General features: G+C 57.7%; 15 protein-coding genes. 6 read left to right on the forward strand and 9 right to left on the reverse strand.

Going from position 1 to position 14763, the window contains the following annotated elements; translation table 11 throughout:
• Window positions 1-19 precede the first annotated feature (19 nt).
• From ACR0DB_RS14105 to ACR0DB_RS14115, 3 genes are all read left to right on the forward strand, one after another.
• A complete protein-coding gene (locus ACR0DB_RS14105; RefSeq protein WP_480551694.1) occupies window positions 20-613 on the forward strand; it encodes a DsbA family oxidoreductase in 594 nt (197 codons plus the stop codon).
• 198 nt (window positions 614-811) lie between these two features.
• A complete protein-coding gene (locus ACR0DB_RS14110) occupies window positions 812-2002 on the forward strand; it encodes a low temperature requirement protein A (RefSeq protein ID WP_170770942.1) in 1191 nt (396 codons plus the stop codon).
• Window positions 1995-2957 carry an ion transporter gene (locus ACR0DB_RS14115; RefSeq protein ID WP_170786446.1) on the forward strand — a complete coding sequence of 321 codons (963 nt, stop codon included), beginning with the start codon at window positions 1995-1997 and terminating at the stop codon, window positions 2955-2957. Before ACR0DB_RS14110 ends, ACR0DB_RS14115 begins: the two co-directional genes overlap by 8 nt.
• A gap of 24 nt (window positions 2958-2981) precedes the next feature.
• On the opposite strand, the gene ACR0DB_RS14120 is transcribed toward ACR0DB_RS14115, so the two are convergent.
• The gene (locus ACR0DB_RS14120; protein WP_170770938.1) at window positions 2982-3572 is read right to left on the reverse strand and encodes a TetR/AcrR family transcriptional regulator; all 591 of its coding nucleotides are present in this window, start codon (window positions 3570-3572) and stop codon (window positions 2982-2984) included.
• Window positions 3573-3664: 92 nt separating this feature from the next.
• Between ACR0DB_RS14120 and ACR0DB_RS14125 the strand changes: the two genes are divergently transcribed.
• Window positions 3665-4813, forward strand: coding sequence for an aromatic ring-hydroxylating oxygenase subunit alpha (locus ACR0DB_RS14125; protein ID WP_480551696.1), 1149 nt, complete (start codon window positions 3665-3667; stop codon window positions 4811-4813).
• Between the two features lie 150 nt (window positions 4814-4963).
• Here the strand turns inward: ACR0DB_RS14125 and ACR0DB_RS14130 are convergent, their stop codons facing one another.
• The 5 genes from ACR0DB_RS14130 to ACR0DB_RS14150 all read right to left on the reverse strand — a co-directional run bounded on the left by ACR0DB_RS14130 (window position 4964) and on the right by ACR0DB_RS14150 (window position 9922).
• Window positions 4964-5791 (reverse strand): alpha/beta hydrolase, encoded by an 828-nt coding sequence (locus tag ACR0DB_RS14130; RefSeq protein WP_170770934.1) that lies wholly within the window; start codon window positions 5789-5791, stop codon window positions 4964-4966.
• Window positions 5792-5794: 3 nt separating this feature from the next.
• A complete protein-coding gene (locus tag ACR0DB_RS14135; RefSeq protein WP_480551698.1) occupies window positions 5795-6676 on the reverse strand; it encodes a tryptophan 2,3-dioxygenase in 882 nt (293 codons plus the stop codon).
• Between the two features lie 63 nt (window positions 6677-6739).
• Entirely contained in the window at window positions 6740-7768 is a 1029-nt protein-coding gene (tdh, locus tag ACR0DB_RS14140; protein ID WP_170771564.1) for an L-threonine 3-dehydrogenase, read from the reverse strand.
• A gap of 19 nt (window positions 7769-7787) precedes the next feature.
• Window positions 7788-8738: a PLP-dependent cysteine synthase family protein gene (locus tag ACR0DB_RS14145; protein ID WP_480551700.1), complete on the reverse strand. Its 951-nt coding sequence runs from the start codon at window positions 8736-8738 to the stop codon at window positions 7788-7790.
• The gene (locus ACR0DB_RS14150) at window positions 8735-9922 is read right to left on the reverse strand and encodes a glycine C-acetyltransferase (RefSeq protein ID WP_480551702.1); all 1188 of its coding nucleotides are present in this window, start codon (window positions 9920-9922) and stop codon (window positions 8735-8737) included. Before ACR0DB_RS14150 ends, ACR0DB_RS14145 begins: the two co-directional genes overlap by 4 nt.
• A gap of 194 nt (window positions 9923-10116) precedes the next feature.
• Here ACR0DB_RS14150 and ACR0DB_RS14155 point away from each other — a divergent pair, with 194 nt between their 5' ends.
• The gene (locus ACR0DB_RS14155; protein WP_170786457.1) at window positions 10117-10434 is read left to right on the forward strand and encodes a hypothetical protein; all 318 of its coding nucleotides are present in this window, start codon (window positions 10117-10119) and stop codon (window positions 10432-10434) included.
• A gap of 47 nt (window positions 10435-10481) precedes the next feature.
• Here the strand turns inward: ACR0DB_RS14155 and ACR0DB_RS14160 are convergent, their stop codons facing one another.
• The gene (locus tag ACR0DB_RS14160) at window positions 10482-11051 is read right to left on the reverse strand and encodes an XRE family transcriptional regulator (protein ID WP_170770923.1); all 570 of its coding nucleotides are present in this window, start codon (window positions 11049-11051) and stop codon (window positions 10482-10484) included.
• Window positions 11052-11169: 118 nt separating this feature from the next.
• On the opposite strand from ACR0DB_RS14160, the gene ACR0DB_RS14165 reads away from it, so the two are divergent.
• On the forward strand, window positions 11170-12345 hold the full coding sequence (locus tag ACR0DB_RS14165) for an acetyl-CoA C-acyltransferase family protein (RefSeq protein WP_480551705.1): 1176 nt from the start codon (window positions 11170-11172) through the stop codon (window positions 12343-12345).
• Between the two features lie 96 nt (window positions 12346-12441).
• Here ACR0DB_RS14165 and ubiB read toward each other — a convergent pair whose 3' ends face one another.
• Window positions 12442-13971: a 2-polyprenylphenol 6-hydroxylase gene (ubiB, locus tag ACR0DB_RS14170; RefSeq protein ID WP_480551707.1), complete on the reverse strand. Its 1530-nt coding sequence runs from the start codon at window positions 13969-13971 to the stop codon at window positions 12442-12444.
• On the reverse strand, window positions 13972-14724 hold the full coding sequence (gene ubiE / locus ACR0DB_RS14175; RefSeq protein ID WP_480551709.1) for a bifunctional demethylmenaquinone methyltransferase/2-methoxy-6-polyprenyl-1,4-benzoquinol methylase UbiE: 753 nt from the start codon (window positions 14722-14724) through the stop codon (window positions 13972-13974). It abuts the gene before it with no gap.
• Window positions 14725-14763 lie beyond the last annotated feature (39 nt).

Genomic DNA, 14763 nt, shown 5'->3' on the forward strand with positions numbered 1-14763 from the left:
CGTTGTTTGTCCATAGTGTGTGATTGGCTACCACCAGCTCGCCAAGGCCGCCCGCGACACAGGCGTCGAACTTGATATCCACTGGCACCCATTCGAGCTGAACCCTCAGATTACAGAAGGCGGAGAGAACCTGCGCGACCATCTGGTATCGAAATACGGGACCACGTTGGAAGGCTCGAACCAGGCGAGAGCCCGCCTGACCGAGACGGGCGTGGCACTGGGACTCACGTTCAATTGCGCCGATGACACGCGGATGTATAACACCTTCCGCGCGCATCAATTGATTGACTGTGCAGCCGAGCAAGGCAAAGGCCACGAAATGAAGCAGGCCCTCTTTTCGACGTTCTTTACACGTCGCGAAAACGTCTCTGATGTACAGGTTCTGGCCGACGTGGCTGCAGGCATAGGGCTGAACCGAGCGGATGCGCTGGACATGTTGCAAAGCCAAGATCGAGCCAATCTCGTGCGCCAGAAAGAGCAATTCTGGATCAGCCAAGGTGTTCGGGACGTGCCCGCAATGGTGTTCGACCAACGTCACCTTGTGACCGGCGCACAGGGCGCGCAAAACTACGCCCGCATCTTGCTGGATCTACAAGACGACAGGGCCGCGTAAAACCCGTGAATACCGGGCGCTTCCAGCGCAAAAACCCACGATCGGACGGGTGTTGCCCGGCATGCCACCGCTGAGCAACCATAGCGGGGGTTGCATGACGTAAGTCTCCGCGACAACCTTCCTCTTGTAGAAAAAACCTAGTCGGAGTGGCCGCATGTCGGCCACTATAGCCTTTCAATCTTGAAGAGTTCCCAATTTATGGCACTGCATGACCACCCCATGTGGCGAAAGCCCCAACATCACCAGGACCTCGACCACGCACATGATCATGTCCACTGGGCCGAGTTGTTCTACGACCTGATCCATGTCGTGACGATCTTTCTGCTGGGCAACTACTTGTCGCATCATCTTGATCTGCATGGTTTTCTTGTCTTCGCTGGGGTCTTCATCACGCTCTGGTACGCGTGGGGCGAACTCAGCATATTCAACTCGATCTACGTCAGCACTGACTTCTGGCACCGGCTGATTATGGCCGTGATGATCTGCACGGTGATGTTCATGGCAGCAGCGATCCCGGCTATTGAAGGAAAGGGTTGGGTTTTCTTCGCGTTAGGATTTGCAGCGAACCGGGCCATGATCGCGGCGCTGTACTACCGCGCTCGGCGGGCCAATTCATCAGGCGAGTCAATGTCCTCGGCGCAAATCCGCAATTTCTCGGTCTTTGCGGTAATCTTTGCGACTACAGCCTTTTTGCCCACACCTCTTGCTTACTGGGCGTTTGCCGCCGCAATGGTGGCTACACAGGCAATGTACATGATCCCCGGTGTTACAGTCCTGCGTTTCGAGAGGTTTGTCCCGCGCCTTGGTCATATGGCTGAGCGGTTTGCTCTGTTGACATTGATCATATTGGGGGAAGGGTTCTTCAAACTGGTCGTTACCCTGTCCGAAAAAGGAATTTACAAAGTATCGCCGGACGTATTGGTCAACTTCGTCATCGGCGGCGTCTCGATGTTCGTGATGTGTTGGGTCTATTTCGACTTTGTCGGCAATGCCAAACCAAAGGACAAAAAGGTGTCGACGTTGGTCATCTGGTGGCTTGCGCACCTGATCTTGATGCTTTGCGGCGTCATGGTCGGCGTGGCTCTTGCTGCCGAGGTGAAAGTCGGATTTTGGGAACCATACCCAACAGAGTATGCTGCCATTGGCTGTTTCGGACTTGCCGGTTACATCGCCATGCTGTGGGTGCTGCAAAACGTCATAGAACATCGTTTGGCAACGGATTTCGGGCGATGGGATGTGCGTGTATTCGGGATAGTGCTGGCAATCATCTGTTTCTTTATCGTCCCACATGTCCCCTCCTTGGTTGGCAATCTGATCTGGGGGACAGCTTTGCTATCGCAAATCGCGATCCCCCTCACGCGCGCCTGGACGCAGTTTCGACATGAGTGAGGCAGTCACAAGTTCGGGCTATCTAAGAAGGAAAGTATATTGGTGGCTCGAGCGCCCGGACCGGGCGGCCATCGGTCCCTGGTTGCTTGAGATAGCACTGATTGCCCTAATCACGCTGAATGTGGCCGCCGTTATCCTAGAGACGGTCGATTCCATATACACCCGCTGGGGCCTGGCGCTGAACCTCTTTGAGGGTCTTTCTCTGTTCGTATTCGTGGTCGAATACTCGGCAAGGCTGTGGGTCGCCACCGAAAATCCAAAGTACAAATCGCGCGCTGCTTGGGCCGTTTCCCCGATCGCCATCATCGATTTACTAGCGATTTTACCTGCGCTGCTCTACTTGATATTCCCGGTTGATCTGCGTCTACTCCGGACCTTCCGCATGCTGCGACTACTCAAACTTACTCGGTACTCGCCTGCACTCGGCATGCTGCTTGCTGTGTTTGAGGAAGAGGCCGGCGCATTCTTTGCAGGTTTCTTCATCCTGATGGTGATGCTGATCTTTGCGGCCAGTGGTGCTTGGCTGGCAGAGCACGAGGCGCAACCGGAGGCATTCGGCTCGATCCCAGCGGCGATGTGGTGGGCGATGGCAACGCTGACGACCGTTGGTTATGGCGACGTGACGCCCGTGACAGTTGCCGGTAAGGTCTTCGGCGCTGCGATCACGGTGATTGGCATTGGTATGGCTGCGTTGCCTGCAGGGATCATTGCCAGCGGCCTAAACGACCAGTTGCACCGCCGACGGGCCAGTCTGGAACGTGAATTTCGAAGGGCCTTGGAAGATGGCGATATCTGCGAAGCCGATGAGAAGGAAATCGACGCAGTTCGCAAGCAATTGGGTCTCTCGCGCCGCGCTGCAGATCATATCCGAAACCGCGTGCATGCCGAAACGATGCCACAGGTTGATCACTGTCCCACCTGCGGTCAGCCAACGAAGCAAAGTGACAAGCCCTGAACGGTCACTTCCGTTCGGCACGCGTCAGCTTGACCGCCCGAACAAGCTGTCAACCGTGTCTGAGATTTGTTTTGAAAACCGAGCCGTCAATTCACTGGCCTGCGTTTTGCCGTACATCCCACCAATCGCATTCATTGAAATGGCAAAATACTGCACTGCTCCGATCAATTGAAATACCCGGGCGCGCAGTTCGGTTTCACTTGCTTCTTGCCCGACCGGGGTATGACTGGCGATCTCAATCAAACTGTCCAGATAGACCTTCATCGGCCAAACTTTGGCATTCGTCTGAACGTCTAGTAACGCTCGAACAGTCAGCCGCGCGTCATCGGGCAGCGATAAGTTGGACGCCAGAAATCGATCAAAATAGGTCTTTAGGTGCATCACTGGATCGGGCTGTTTCGCCGCTTCGATTTCAGCAAATTGCCTGTTGGCGAGACCGGATAGAACCTCGGAATACAGCTTTTGCTTCGTTCCGAAGAAATGCAACAAGGCCTGTTTTGATACACCTGCTTCGCCGGCCAAAGCGGCAAGGCTTGCGCCATGATATCCGTGGGTTGCAAACTGTTTTGAGGCGACCGTCAAATAGCCTGCCCTGGGATCGTTTTGCCTATTCATGGAACGCTCTCCTTTTGTGACGCTAGGTATCAGATGAATTTTGGCTTACCAAGTGGTAAGAAGCTTACCGATTGGTAAGTGAGGACGGATTGATGGACAGACAAACAGAAATCGAACTGATAAAAGAGATCATCGGACTGGCCGATCAGAAATCGGCTTTCCTGGATGATGCGATCGCGCATTCCCCGATTTCACGCTACTCCAGCTCGGAACGATTCGAGCGTGAGCGGGCTATGATCTTCACGCGGCGCCCTGTTATCGTCGCGCAAAGCTCGGAGCTTGAAGTGCCTCGTGCTTTTCTGACCAAACGGTTTTTAGACTTGCCTGTTTTGCTGACACGCGACGAAAATGGGAATGTTCGTGCTTTCCTTAACGTTTGCCGTCACCGCGGCGCGAAATTGGAACGCGAAGCAAAGGGCTGCAAGCGAGTCTTTACTTGCCCCTACCACGCCTGGAGCTGGACCAACGAAGGTGAATTGCGTGCAGTGCCGCAAGAAGCGCAGGGTTTTCCCGACCTTCCACGTGCTGAGCGCGGCCTGCGTCGATTGCCCTGCGCCGAGAAAAATGGGTTCATTTGGATCGTTGCAGACCCAGATATCGCTGAGATGCCGGATATTGATGGCTGGCTAGCGGGGATCGGTGCGGAGCTGGATTGGATCGGGCTGGATCAGCACCGTATCGCCGCGATCGAAGAGATTGACATTAAGGCAAACTGGAAGTTGTTGATGGAAGGTGGAATGGAAGCTTATCACTTCCGGGTCGCCCACAAGAACACGATAGGTCCCTATTTCCCCGACAATCTGCTGACCTACCAGATGTTCGGTCCGCATATGCGCGCAATTCTGCCTCGGATTTCAATGCCAGATATGCGCGATACGCCCGAAGACAAGTGGGAAATACGACGGGATGCCAATATGGTGTATACCTTGATGTCAAACTCTCAGCTTTTAGTGCAACAGGACCATGTTATGTGGTTCCATTTCGAACCCATTGCCCATGACTTGACCCATGTCCGAATGGCAACGCTGGTTCCACGTGCCTTGCCAGATACGGAGGAGATGCAAGCACATTGGGACAAGAACCAAAAAATCACAGTGACAGCATTGATGGAGGATTTCGAATTGGGCGAAGAAATCCAATCCGGCTTTGCCTCGCGCGGCAACCCAAGCCATCTATTCGGACGTTTCGAAGGCGCGCTACACCGATTTAACGCGAGCGTCGAAGAAATGCTTGCAGGCTAAAAACCATTGACCTTCTTGTTAGCGGCCTGGAAGCTCACAGCTACACGGGCTTTGTGCAGTCGTTCGCTGCGGAATGGCGCAGTTTTGTCAATTGAAGGTCCGCTAAGGGCTCGCACCGGACGCTCCTGGCGTCGCAGAAAATGCCCTTGCCTATTTCGTCGCCGCCCAAAACGTCCCCGGATGCATGATGATATCGAAATGCTGCAAGCCCTTTTGCAGATCGAAATTGACTGAATGCCCACCCTTGCGCAGCAGTTCAGCATAGTCCCGGCTTTGGCGAATGAATTCGGGTGTGTCTCGTTCGCCGACGGTTACTCGATAGCGCGGGCCGGGTGCTGGGAGGTGCAGGATGGGGGACAGGTCGTGCACTTCAACAGGGGTTAGTTGCAGAGGATCGTTGACGGGCGTCAGGCTGATCGGCTCCAGATCGTACACCCCGCTGATCAGGATCACGTCGCGCACGCGCAGCCCCGCGCGGGCCAGTGCGTCGGCTGAGGTGGCCATGACCATCGCTGCCAGATGCGCCCCGGCGCTGTGACCAGACAGAGTGATGCGCGCAGGGTCAAACCCCAGATTACCGGCGTTTGCGGCCAGCCATAGCAGGGCGGTGCGGCATTCTTCGATCATGTCGCCGATCCGCGCATCGGGGGCCAGAGTGTAGTTGAGGGTGGCAAAGGATTGCTCGGCCTCGATCATCGCCGGGGCCACCATGGCGGATTCACGCTGGCTGAGCGCCTGCCAATAGCCGCCGTGGATGAACACATGCAACGGTGCGCCTGTGCCTTTTGCGGGGAAGAAATCCAGCACCTGCGTGGGGCTATCACCGTACGCGAGGTTCTCATGACAGTCCAATTGCGCCCGGTGCTGCGCGCTGAGCGCGGCCCAGCTTTCGACATAGGGCGTTAGGTCGCCGCCAATCATCGAGCGGGGGGAATATTCCTGATCCAGTTCGGCCTGTGTGAAACCTCGGTACAGCATGGGCTACTCCTGATCCGCATACATCAATTCGGTGCGTACATCGTAGAGATCATGAAAGAACCGCAAGTCCAAGGCTTTGCGCAGGAATGAAACGCCGCTGGAACCTCCGGTACCCGGTTGGTTGCCGATTACGCGCTCGACCGCGGTGACGTGGTCAAAGCGCCAGCGCTGGAACAGGGATTCAACGTCCATCAGTTTTTCGGCCAGCGCATAGAGGTCCCAATACTGCGCGGTGTTGCGGAAGACCTGTACCCACAGTTTCACAACGCGCGGATCGCCTGAATAGGGCTGCGCATAGTCTCGGTCCAGCAGGTCCTGGGGCACATCAAATCCCTGCCGGGCCAGCATAAACAGAACCTCATCATAGAGGGAAGGTTTGGTCAGCGCGGCGGTCAGCATCTCCATCACTTCGGGGTCATGGGCGTGCACTTTCAGGGTCGCGGCGTCCTTGTTGCCCAGAATGAACTCGATCTGACGGTAGCCATGGCTTTGGAATCCCGATGAGCTGCCAAGGGCCTGCCGGAAGGTCATGTAATCGGCCGGGGTCATGGTCAGCAGGGTTTCCCACGCGGCGATCAACTGACGCTGGATTGCCTTCACCCGGTCCAGATTCTTCATCGCCGGGCCGAATTCGTCCTGTTGCAGAAAGTGGCGCACCTCGACCAGTTGGTGGTGCATCAATTTCAGCCACAGTTCGCTGACCTGATGGATGATGATGAACAACATCTCATCGGGTTGGGCCGGGTCCTGAAAGGTCTTTTGCAGGTTCAGAAGCGTCTTGAGCTGAAGGAAGTCGCCATAGCTCTTGCGGTGGGTCTGGGTGAAATCGGTTACAAGGGATGGTTCGATCCCACGTTCCAGATATCTGTCGGTCTTGTCGCTCATGACGCCCCCTTGATGCGGTATTTCGCACCTGTCTAAGGCGCCATTTTGCAACTATCCAGTGTGTCAGGTCCAGTCCAGCACCACCTTGCCCGATTGGCCGGACTTCATCGCGGCGAAGCCGTCGGCAAAGTCGTCGACTTTCATCTGGTGCGTGATCACTCGGCTGACATCCAGACCGTTCTGCAACATTGCGATCATCTTGTACCAGGTTTCAAACATCTCACGGCCATAGACGCCCTTGATGGTGATCGCTTTGAACACGATGCGCGACCAGTCGACGGGCGATTTGCCGGGCGGAATCCCCAGCAGGGCGATCTTGCCGCCCATCACCAGCGCCTCGACCATCTGGTCCAGCGCGGCTTGCGAGCCCGACATTTCCAGCCCCACATCGAACCCCTGCGTCATACCAAGATCCGCGATAACATCTTGCAGGTCTTCATTCGAGACATCGACGCTGCGCACGGTTGGCACCACATGTTCGGCCAGTTTCAGGCGGTCGGGGTTGATATCGGTGATCACCACATGGCGCGCACCGGCATGGCGGGCCACGGCTGCCGCCATTATGCCGATGGGGCCAGCGCCGGTGATCAGAACATCCTCGCCCAGCAGATCAAAGCTGAGCGCGGTGTGAACGGCATTGCCCAGCGGATCGAGGATTGCCCCGATCTCATCCGTGATATCGTCTGGCAGCGGCACCACGTTAAAGGCGGGCAGTTTCAGGTATTGGGCAAAGGCACCCTGTTCGTTCACGCCAATTCCGCGCGTGCCTGGGTCCAGATGGAACTTGCCAGCGCGACTTTGGCGACTGTCATTGGTGATCAGATGCCCCTCGCCCGAGCATCTTTGACCGACTGCCAGACCGGTCACGTTGCGCCCCAATTCCACGATCTCACCGGCGAATTCATGGCCAGTGATCATCGGAACCGGCACCGTGGCCGAGGCCCATTCATCCCAGTTCCAGATATGAATGTCGGTGCCGCAGATGCCAGTCTTGTTGATGCGGATCAGAACTTCATCCGGGCCGATCTCAGGCACCGGGGCCTGTACCATCCGCAGACCTTCCTCGGGTTTGGATTTCTCAAGCGCTTTCATGGTGTTGGGTCGCATTGGATTACTCCCACAAATCGGTCGACAGGTATTTCAACCCGCTGTCACACATCACAATCGCAACGCAGCCGCCCTTTTCCGGGCCACGCAGCAGCTGGATCGCGCCGGCAAGGTTGGCACCCGCCGAGTAGCCTGCGAAAATGCCTTCGGTTCGGGCCAGCAACCGCGCCCCATCCCGCGCTGCGTCGCCTGACACGGACAGATGCCCGGCCAATGAGATGCCGTTCAGGTGAACCAGATCATCCATTGCGTATCCGCCACCTTGGATTGGGTGATCGGGGTTTGTGATGGCTTCGCCAGCGATGGCCCGCGCGCCTTCGGGTTCCACGGCATAGCAGCGCACGCCATGCGGCGTCAGATAGGCGGCGGCCCCGGCCAGAGTACCGCCAGAGCCCGCAAAATCACAAAAGGCTGTGACGGTGCCGCCGGATTGCTCCCAGATTTCGGGTCCAGTGCCGGTTGCATGGGATTTGGGATTGCCGGAATGGCCGAATTGATCAGCCCGAAAAGCGTCGCGCTCGGCCGTGATGCGTTGTGCGGTCTCATCCACCAGTGCCAGATCCGCGCCCGATACCTCGCCGGGTTTGCTGCCCTCGGCTTGCGGCACGATCACGACTTCGGCCCCCAAAGCGCGCATCATCCGCGCGCGCTCGACCGAGTTTCCTGCGCTCATCACCGCTACAAAAGGATGCCCCAGAATGCCGCAGACAATCGCCAGCCCGGTGCCCATATTGCCCGAGGTCAGCTCAACGACCGTCTGCCCCGGTGACAGGGTGCCATCTGCGCGGGCCAGTTCGATGATCGACCTCGCGGCGCGGTCTTTTTTCGAGAACCCCGGCAACAGGTAATCCAGTTTGGCCAGAATGCGCCCGTCCAGATCCAAGTGCTGACAAATCCGCGACAGGTCTACAAGCGGGGTATTCCCAATCGCGTCGATTACAGAGGGTAGGATCACGAAATCACTCCTAGTTCTTTGCCGACCTTGCCAAACGCGGCCAAGGCGCGGTCCAACTCGTCGCGGGTCAGCGCCGCGTTCATTTGTGTTCTGATCCGCGCCTGTCCGCGCGGGACGACCGGGAAGAAAAAGCCCGAGACATATACGCCCTCGTCAAACAGCCTGTTGGCCATGTCTTGCGCCAGCGTCGCCTCGCCCAGCATCACCGGGATGATCGGGTGTTCGCCGGGCAGCAGGTCAAAGCCCAGTTTTTCCAGACCTTCCCGCCAGTATTTGGCGTTGCCGAACAGTTGGGCGCGCAGCATGTCGCCTTGTTCGACCAGACGGATCGCTTCAAGCCCGGCGGCGACGATCGAAGGCGGCAGCGAGTTCGAGAACAGATAGGGCCGCGCCCGCTGCCGCAGCAGGTCGATCACTGGCTGCGGCCCGGCGATATAACCGCCGATTGCCCCCCCAAGTGCCTTGCCCAAAGTTCCCGTCAGAATGTCCACATCGACGCCGAAATGATCCGGCGTGCCGGCACCGTTCGGCCCCATGAAGCCGGTGGCGTGGCAGTCATCGACCATGACGATTGCGTCATACATATCGGCCAGTTCACGGATTTTTGGCAAGTTGGCCAGATAACCATCCATGGAAAACACGCCGTCGGTGGCGATCATGATATGCCGCGCCCCATCCGCGCGCGCCTGTTTCAGCCACGCCTCCAGATCGTTCATATCGTTGTTCATGTAGCGATAGCGCTTGGCCTTGCACAGCCGTACCCCGTCGATGATCGAAGCGTGGTTCAGACTATCCGAGATGATGGCGTCCTCAGGACCCAGTAGCGGCTCGAACAGCCCGCCATTCGCATCGAAACAAGCTGCAAACAAGATCGCATCATCCTTGTTCAGGAACTGCGCCAGCTTCTGTTCCAGCTCGCGGTGGATGTCTTGTGTACCGCAGATGAACCGGACCGAGGCCATGCCGAACCCCTTGGGGCCCATCGCACCAACGGCGGCGTCGATCAGCGCAGGGTGATCGGCAAGACCCAGATAGTTATTGGCGCACAAGTTTATGACCTGCTTGTCGCCCACCGTAATCTCACCGCCCTGAGGCGAGGTGATCATGCGTTCGCGTTTATACAGACCCTCGGATTCGATCTGCGAAAGCGTGTCCGTGATGTGTGATAGGAATGCATTTGCCATCTGGGCCTCCATAGCTCCCCGGTGTCTAGCATAGCGGATGCATTTCCGAAATAGAAGAATTGCAATATTACGGAAAATTTTCTTACATTGCGGATTGAAGGAAGCTTTAAGTGATAACTTTTTGCTGAACTCAATGTGATCCACTTTTTTCCACGCCGCGTATTCATCTGCATATCAACTGGGAGGGAAACGATATGACTAAGATCTCAACAGTCGCGGCATTGGCTCTGATGTTCGGTGCAACAGCGGCTTTCGCAGGGCCTGGCAAAGGCAATACCGGTGGTGGTAACAGTGGGCTTGCTCAGTCGATGGCCGGGGCTGTTTCAGGTGGCGCGGCCACGCTCGGTCGGGACTTTGGAAGCAAAGGCAAAGGCACTGCTTCGGCGGTGAGCGGCGGCGGAAATGGCGGCTGGGGCAATATTGGAAGCAGTCTCAGCAGCATTACCGGTACAGACGGTCAGGTGTCCAACCGTGGAGGAACCCGCGGCGCAAACGACCTACCCGACGAGTAATAATTTATCAATCCGGACTGGCCGCCTGTTCAGGCGGCCGGTCGATCCTATAGACCGGTTTTCACAATTAGAAAAACGCGTGCCGGTCCATTATGTGCAATGATCGAGTGCGCAACATCCGCTGCATAACGCCCTGTGTCGCCTTGATGCAGAACCTCAGTTGCGGTGCCTGATTCAATCTCGACCGATCCCATCAAAACAGTCAAATGTTCGCGAGAGCCTTTTGCATGCGGTTGGCTGATCAGTTTTCCGTCCGGCTCGAACCAGATATCGTACACTTCGTGCCCACCGGCATCTTCTGGCGGGGAGAGGATGCCGATCCGACAGCCATACCCCATATTGTCGATACTGGGCACATCCGACTGTTTCAGTACTTCAATTGTGTCGCCCTGAACCTCTTCATCCAAAAGCCCGGCAAAGTCTACATTCAGCGCACGTGTCAGGTTCCACAATGTCGCAATGGTGGGGCTGCTTTCCCCGCGTTCGATCTGGCTGACCATGGAGCGGGACACGCCACTGAGGTTGGCGACGGCCTCAAGCGACAGGCCTTTGGCGCGGCGCGCTTCTTTCAGGCGGGCAGGCAGGCGTGTCAGGATATCGTCTGTGGTTTCCGTCATTACGGAAACTCATGCGCCTTTGGAGGAGCGATGTCAATTCTGCTTGTGACGGTACGTCGTATAGGACAGCTACGCTGCAGGACGTAATAGTGCCGCCAGACCCAAGAGGAGATGAGATATGAAAGACATCGTTATTCTGGATGGTGCCCGCACCGCGGTTGGCACGTTTGGCGGGGCACTGGCCTCGACCGCGCCGATTGATCTGGCGACCGTTGTGACTGAGGCCGCGATGGAGAAGTCGGGCGTCGAAGGTGGTCAGATCGGCAATGTTGTGTTCGGCCATGTGATCAACACAGAACCGCGTGATATGTATCTGTCTCGGGCCGCTGCCAAACAGGCGGGAATTCCGGTCGAAACGCCTGCGATGAACGTGAACCGACTATGCGGTTCGGGTGCGCAGGCGATTGTGTCGGCAGTGCAGTCGCTGATGTTGGGTGATGCAGATTTTGCTGTGGCCGGTGGTGCCGAAAGCATGTCGCGCAGCCCCTATATCCTACAGCAGGCGCGCTGGGGTGCAAAAATGGGCGATATCAAGTCGCTGGACATGATGCTGGGTGCGCTGAATTGTCCGTTTGGCACTGGTCATATGGGTGTCACGGCTGAGAACGTCGCGGATGAGCACCAGGTCACGCGCGAGCAGATGGATGAGTTCGCCTTGACCAGCCAGACCCGTGCTGCTGCCGCGATTGAGGCTGGGTACTTCCAGAGCCAGATCACGCCGGTTCAGGTCAAAGTCAAGCGCGACATGGTCGATTTCGTGGTCGACGAGCATCCCAAGACGACCTCAATCGAGGCGCTGGCGGGTCTGCGCCCGGCGTTCAAGAAGGATGGTCGGGTGACGGCGGGCAATGCGTCGGGCATCAACGACGGTGCGGCGGCGATGGTTCTGGCCACGGCTGACGCGGCTGAGAAGGCGGGTCTGAAGCCGAAAGCGCGTATTCTGGGTTACGGTCACGCTGGTGTGCGCCCTGAGGTGATGGGTATTGGTCCTGTGCCAGCGGTGCAAAACCTGTTGACCCGCACCGGCCTGTCGGTCGAGGATTTCGATGTGATCGAAAGCAACGAGGCCTTTGCCTCGCAGGCGCTGGCGGTGAACAAGGAGCTTGGGCTGGACGCGACCAAGGTGAACCCGAACGGCGGCGCGATTGCGCTGGGCCACCCGGTGGGGGCAACCGGGGCGATCATCACGCTGAAAGCGCTGTATGAGCTGGAACGGATTGGCGGGTCCAAAGGTCTGGTAACCATGTGTATTGGCGGCGGTCAGGGTATCGCCATTGCCTTCGAACTGCTCTGATCTGAGACCGTGTCGGGGGGCTGTCTGCCCCCCTTCGCGCCTTTGGGCGCGAATCCCCCCGAGGATATTTTCAGCCAGATGAAGGGCGGATCGGTTTTAGCTGAGCGCCGAAAGGATCAGCACTATGGCTGCGCCTGCGGCGGCTCCGATCGTTGCAGGAAGTGCCGCGGACCAGAAGCGAGCAGACTTGGGGTCGTCTTTTTGGGTTTGGGCGATCAGCGCGTTTTCGACCAGCGCAGGCAGGCGGGGGCCGAAACGGGCAAGGACCAGTGCCGTTTTGCCGAAATCACGCAGGGCCGCCCGGGGACCGATGGATTTCTTGATGTAGTCCTCGACCACGGGGCGGGCGACTTCCCAGATGTTAACCTGCGGGTCGAGCGAACGGGCCACGCCTTCGACTACAACCATTGTACGTTGAAGCAGGATAAGTTCGGTGCGGGTTTCCATACCGAAACGTTCGGTCACTTCGAACAGGTAATTCAGCAGACGGCCCATCGAGATATGGGTGGCGTCCATGCCGAAGATGGGCTCTCCGACTGCGCGCAGGGCACGGGCAAATTCGTCTACATCTTGATTGGCGGGGACATAGCCCGCTTCGAAATGCACCTCGGCAACCCGTTTATAGTCGCGGCGGATGAAGCCAAAGAGGATTTCCGCGTAAACCCGGCGGGTATATTCGTCGATATGACCCATGATGCCGTAGTCATAGGCGATGATATCGCCATTTGCCGCGACCTTGAGATTGCCTTGATGCATGTCGGCGTGGAAATAGCCGTCACGAAGCGCGTGCAACAGGAAAAGCCGCAGGACGCGTTCGCCCAGATCGCGACGGTTATGATTGGCGGCGTCCAAGGCGTCATTGTCGCCCAACGGGATGCCGTCCGCCCAGCTAAGGGTCATGACCCGGCGGGCAGAGAGCGACCAAACCACCGGAGGCAGCCAGAACCCGGAATCATCCTTGGTGTTGGCCGCGTATTCCGAGGCTGCGGCGCTTTCCAGACGCAGGTCCAGTTCGCCCCGCACGACACCGTCGAAATGTTCGATCACCTCCATTGGGCGCAAGCGGCGTGCACCGGGGGCGAAGAGCTGCACGATGCGGGCGGCGAAATAGAAGGCGTCCACATCCTTGCGGAAGGCGCGTTCGATGCCGGGGCGCAGGACTTTGACGGCGACATTCTCACCGTTACTAGTCAGCTTGGCCTTGTGAACCTGCGCGATGGAAGCCGCGGCGATGGGTTCGCTGAATTCCGAAAACACCTCATCCACGGGTTGGCCCAGTTCTTTGGCGACTTCGGCCATGGCTTCATCGCGGGAAAATGGGGGCAGTTTGTCTTGCAGCACGCGCAAATGGGCGGCCAGTTCATTGCCAACCACGTCGGGGCGGGTCGAAAGCACTTGACCGAATTTGATATAAGCCGGACCCAGCGCCGTCAGGGCGCGGGTGGCGGGGGGCATGTCGGGGTCGCCCTTGTAGCCCAGCCATTGAAAAGGTTTGCCCAGAGCGTGGGCCACAAAGCGAAGCGCAGGCGGAGCCTCGAACGCGTCCAGCACCACGCTCATGGCGCCCGTGCGCTCCAGCGTGGCGCCTGTGCGGATCAGGCGGATGATGTTGTGAGGGCCGCGCATTTAGATCTTCCAGCCGGAATGCAGCGCGGCGATACCCATGCTGAGATTGCGGTATTTGGCGTTTTCGAACCCGGCCGCGCGAACCATGCCCAGAAACGTTTCCTGATCGGGGAATTTGCGGATCGACTCGACCAGATATTGATAGCTGTCGTAGTCATTGGCGATCAGCTTGCCCATGCGCGGGATGACGTTGAAGCTGTAGAGGTCATAGAGCTTTTGCAGCCCGTCATTCGGCAACTGGCTGAACTCCAGTACCATCAGGCGGCCGCCGGGTTTCAGCACACGGTAGGCTTCGTTCAGTGCCTCTTGCGGGCGGGTCACGTTTCTGATGCCGAAGGAAATCGTGTAGACGTCGAAGGTGTTGTCCTCGAAGGGCAGGGACATGGCGTCGCCCACCACCCAGTTCAGGCTGTCGGCCATCTGATCTGCTTCGGCGCGTTGGCGGCCTTCGACCAGCATCGGCTCGGTCAGGTCCAGAACGGTGGCGTGGCCGTGCCCCGCGCGCTTGAGGAAACGAAAGGAAATGTCTCCGGTACCACCCGCGACATCCAGAAGGCGCTGACCGGGGCGCGGAGCCAGCCAGTCCATCATCGCGTCTTTCCAGACCCGATGGATCCCCATCGACATGACATCGTTCATCACGTCATATTTCGAGGCGACCGAGTTGAACACGCCTTGCACACGCCCGGCCTTTTCAGCCTCGCGTACGGTTTCGAACCCGAAATGAGTGGTCTTGTCGCTGTTGTCGGACATAAGCCTTGCCGTTCGTCGAATTTCGCCTCTGTTATAGGG

This window comes from Ruegeria sp. AB6, assembly GCF_056542685.1.

What these genes read in the sequence shown, in the direction of transcription:
- ACR0DB_RS14125 (WP_480551696.1), top strand. Translation starts at nt 3,665, where the DNA reads ATGGACAGACAAACAGAAATCGAACTGATAAAAGAGATCATCGGACTG.
- ACR0DB_RS14155 (WP_170786457.1), top strand. Translation starts at nt 10,117, where the DNA reads ATGACTAAGATCTCAACAGTCGCGGCATTGGCTCTGATGTTCGGTGCA.
- ACR0DB_RS14115 (WP_170786446.1), top strand. Translation starts at nt 1,995, where the DNA reads ATGAGTGAGGCAGTCACAAGTTCGGGCTATCTAAGAAGGAAAGTATAT.
- ACR0DB_RS14150 (WP_480551702.1), bottom strand. Translation starts at nt 9,922, where the DNA reads ATGGCAAATGCATTCCTATCACACATCACGGACACGCTTTCGCAGATC.
- ACR0DB_RS14130 (WP_170770934.1), bottom strand. Translation starts at nt 5,791, where the DNA reads ATGCTGTACCGAGGTTTCACACAGGCCGAACTGGATCAGGAATATTCC.
- tdh (WP_170771564.1), bottom strand. Translation starts at nt 7,768, where the DNA reads ATGAAAGCGCTTGAGAAATCCAAACCCGAGGAAGGTCTGCGGATGGTA.
- ubiB (WP_480551707.1), bottom strand. Translation starts at nt 13,971, where the DNA reads ATGCGCGGCCCTCACAACATCATCCGCCTGATCCGCACAGGCGCCACG.
- ACR0DB_RS14165 (WP_480551705.1), top strand. Translation starts at nt 11,170, where the DNA reads ATGAAAGACATCGTTATTCTGGATGGTGCCCGCACCGCGGTTGGCACG.
- ACR0DB_RS14120 (WP_170770938.1), bottom strand. Translation starts at nt 3,572, where the DNA reads ATGAATAGGCAAAACGATCCCAGGGCAGGCTATTTGACGGTCGCCTCA.
- ubiE (WP_480551709.1), bottom strand. Translation starts at nt 14,724, where the DNA reads ATGTCCGACAACAGCGACAAGACCACTCATTTCGGGTTCGAAACCGTA.
- ACR0DB_RS14110 (WP_170770942.1), top strand. Translation starts at nt 812, where the DNA reads ATGGCACTGCATGACCACCCCATGTGGCGAAAGCCCCAACATCACCAG.
- ACR0DB_RS14160 (WP_170770923.1), bottom strand. Translation starts at nt 11,051, where the DNA reads ATGACGGAAACCACAGACGATATCCTGACACGCCTGCCTGCCCGCCTG.
- ACR0DB_RS14135 (WP_480551698.1), bottom strand. Translation starts at nt 6,676, where the DNA reads ATGAGCGACAAGACCGACAGATATCTGGAACGTGGGATCGAACCATCC.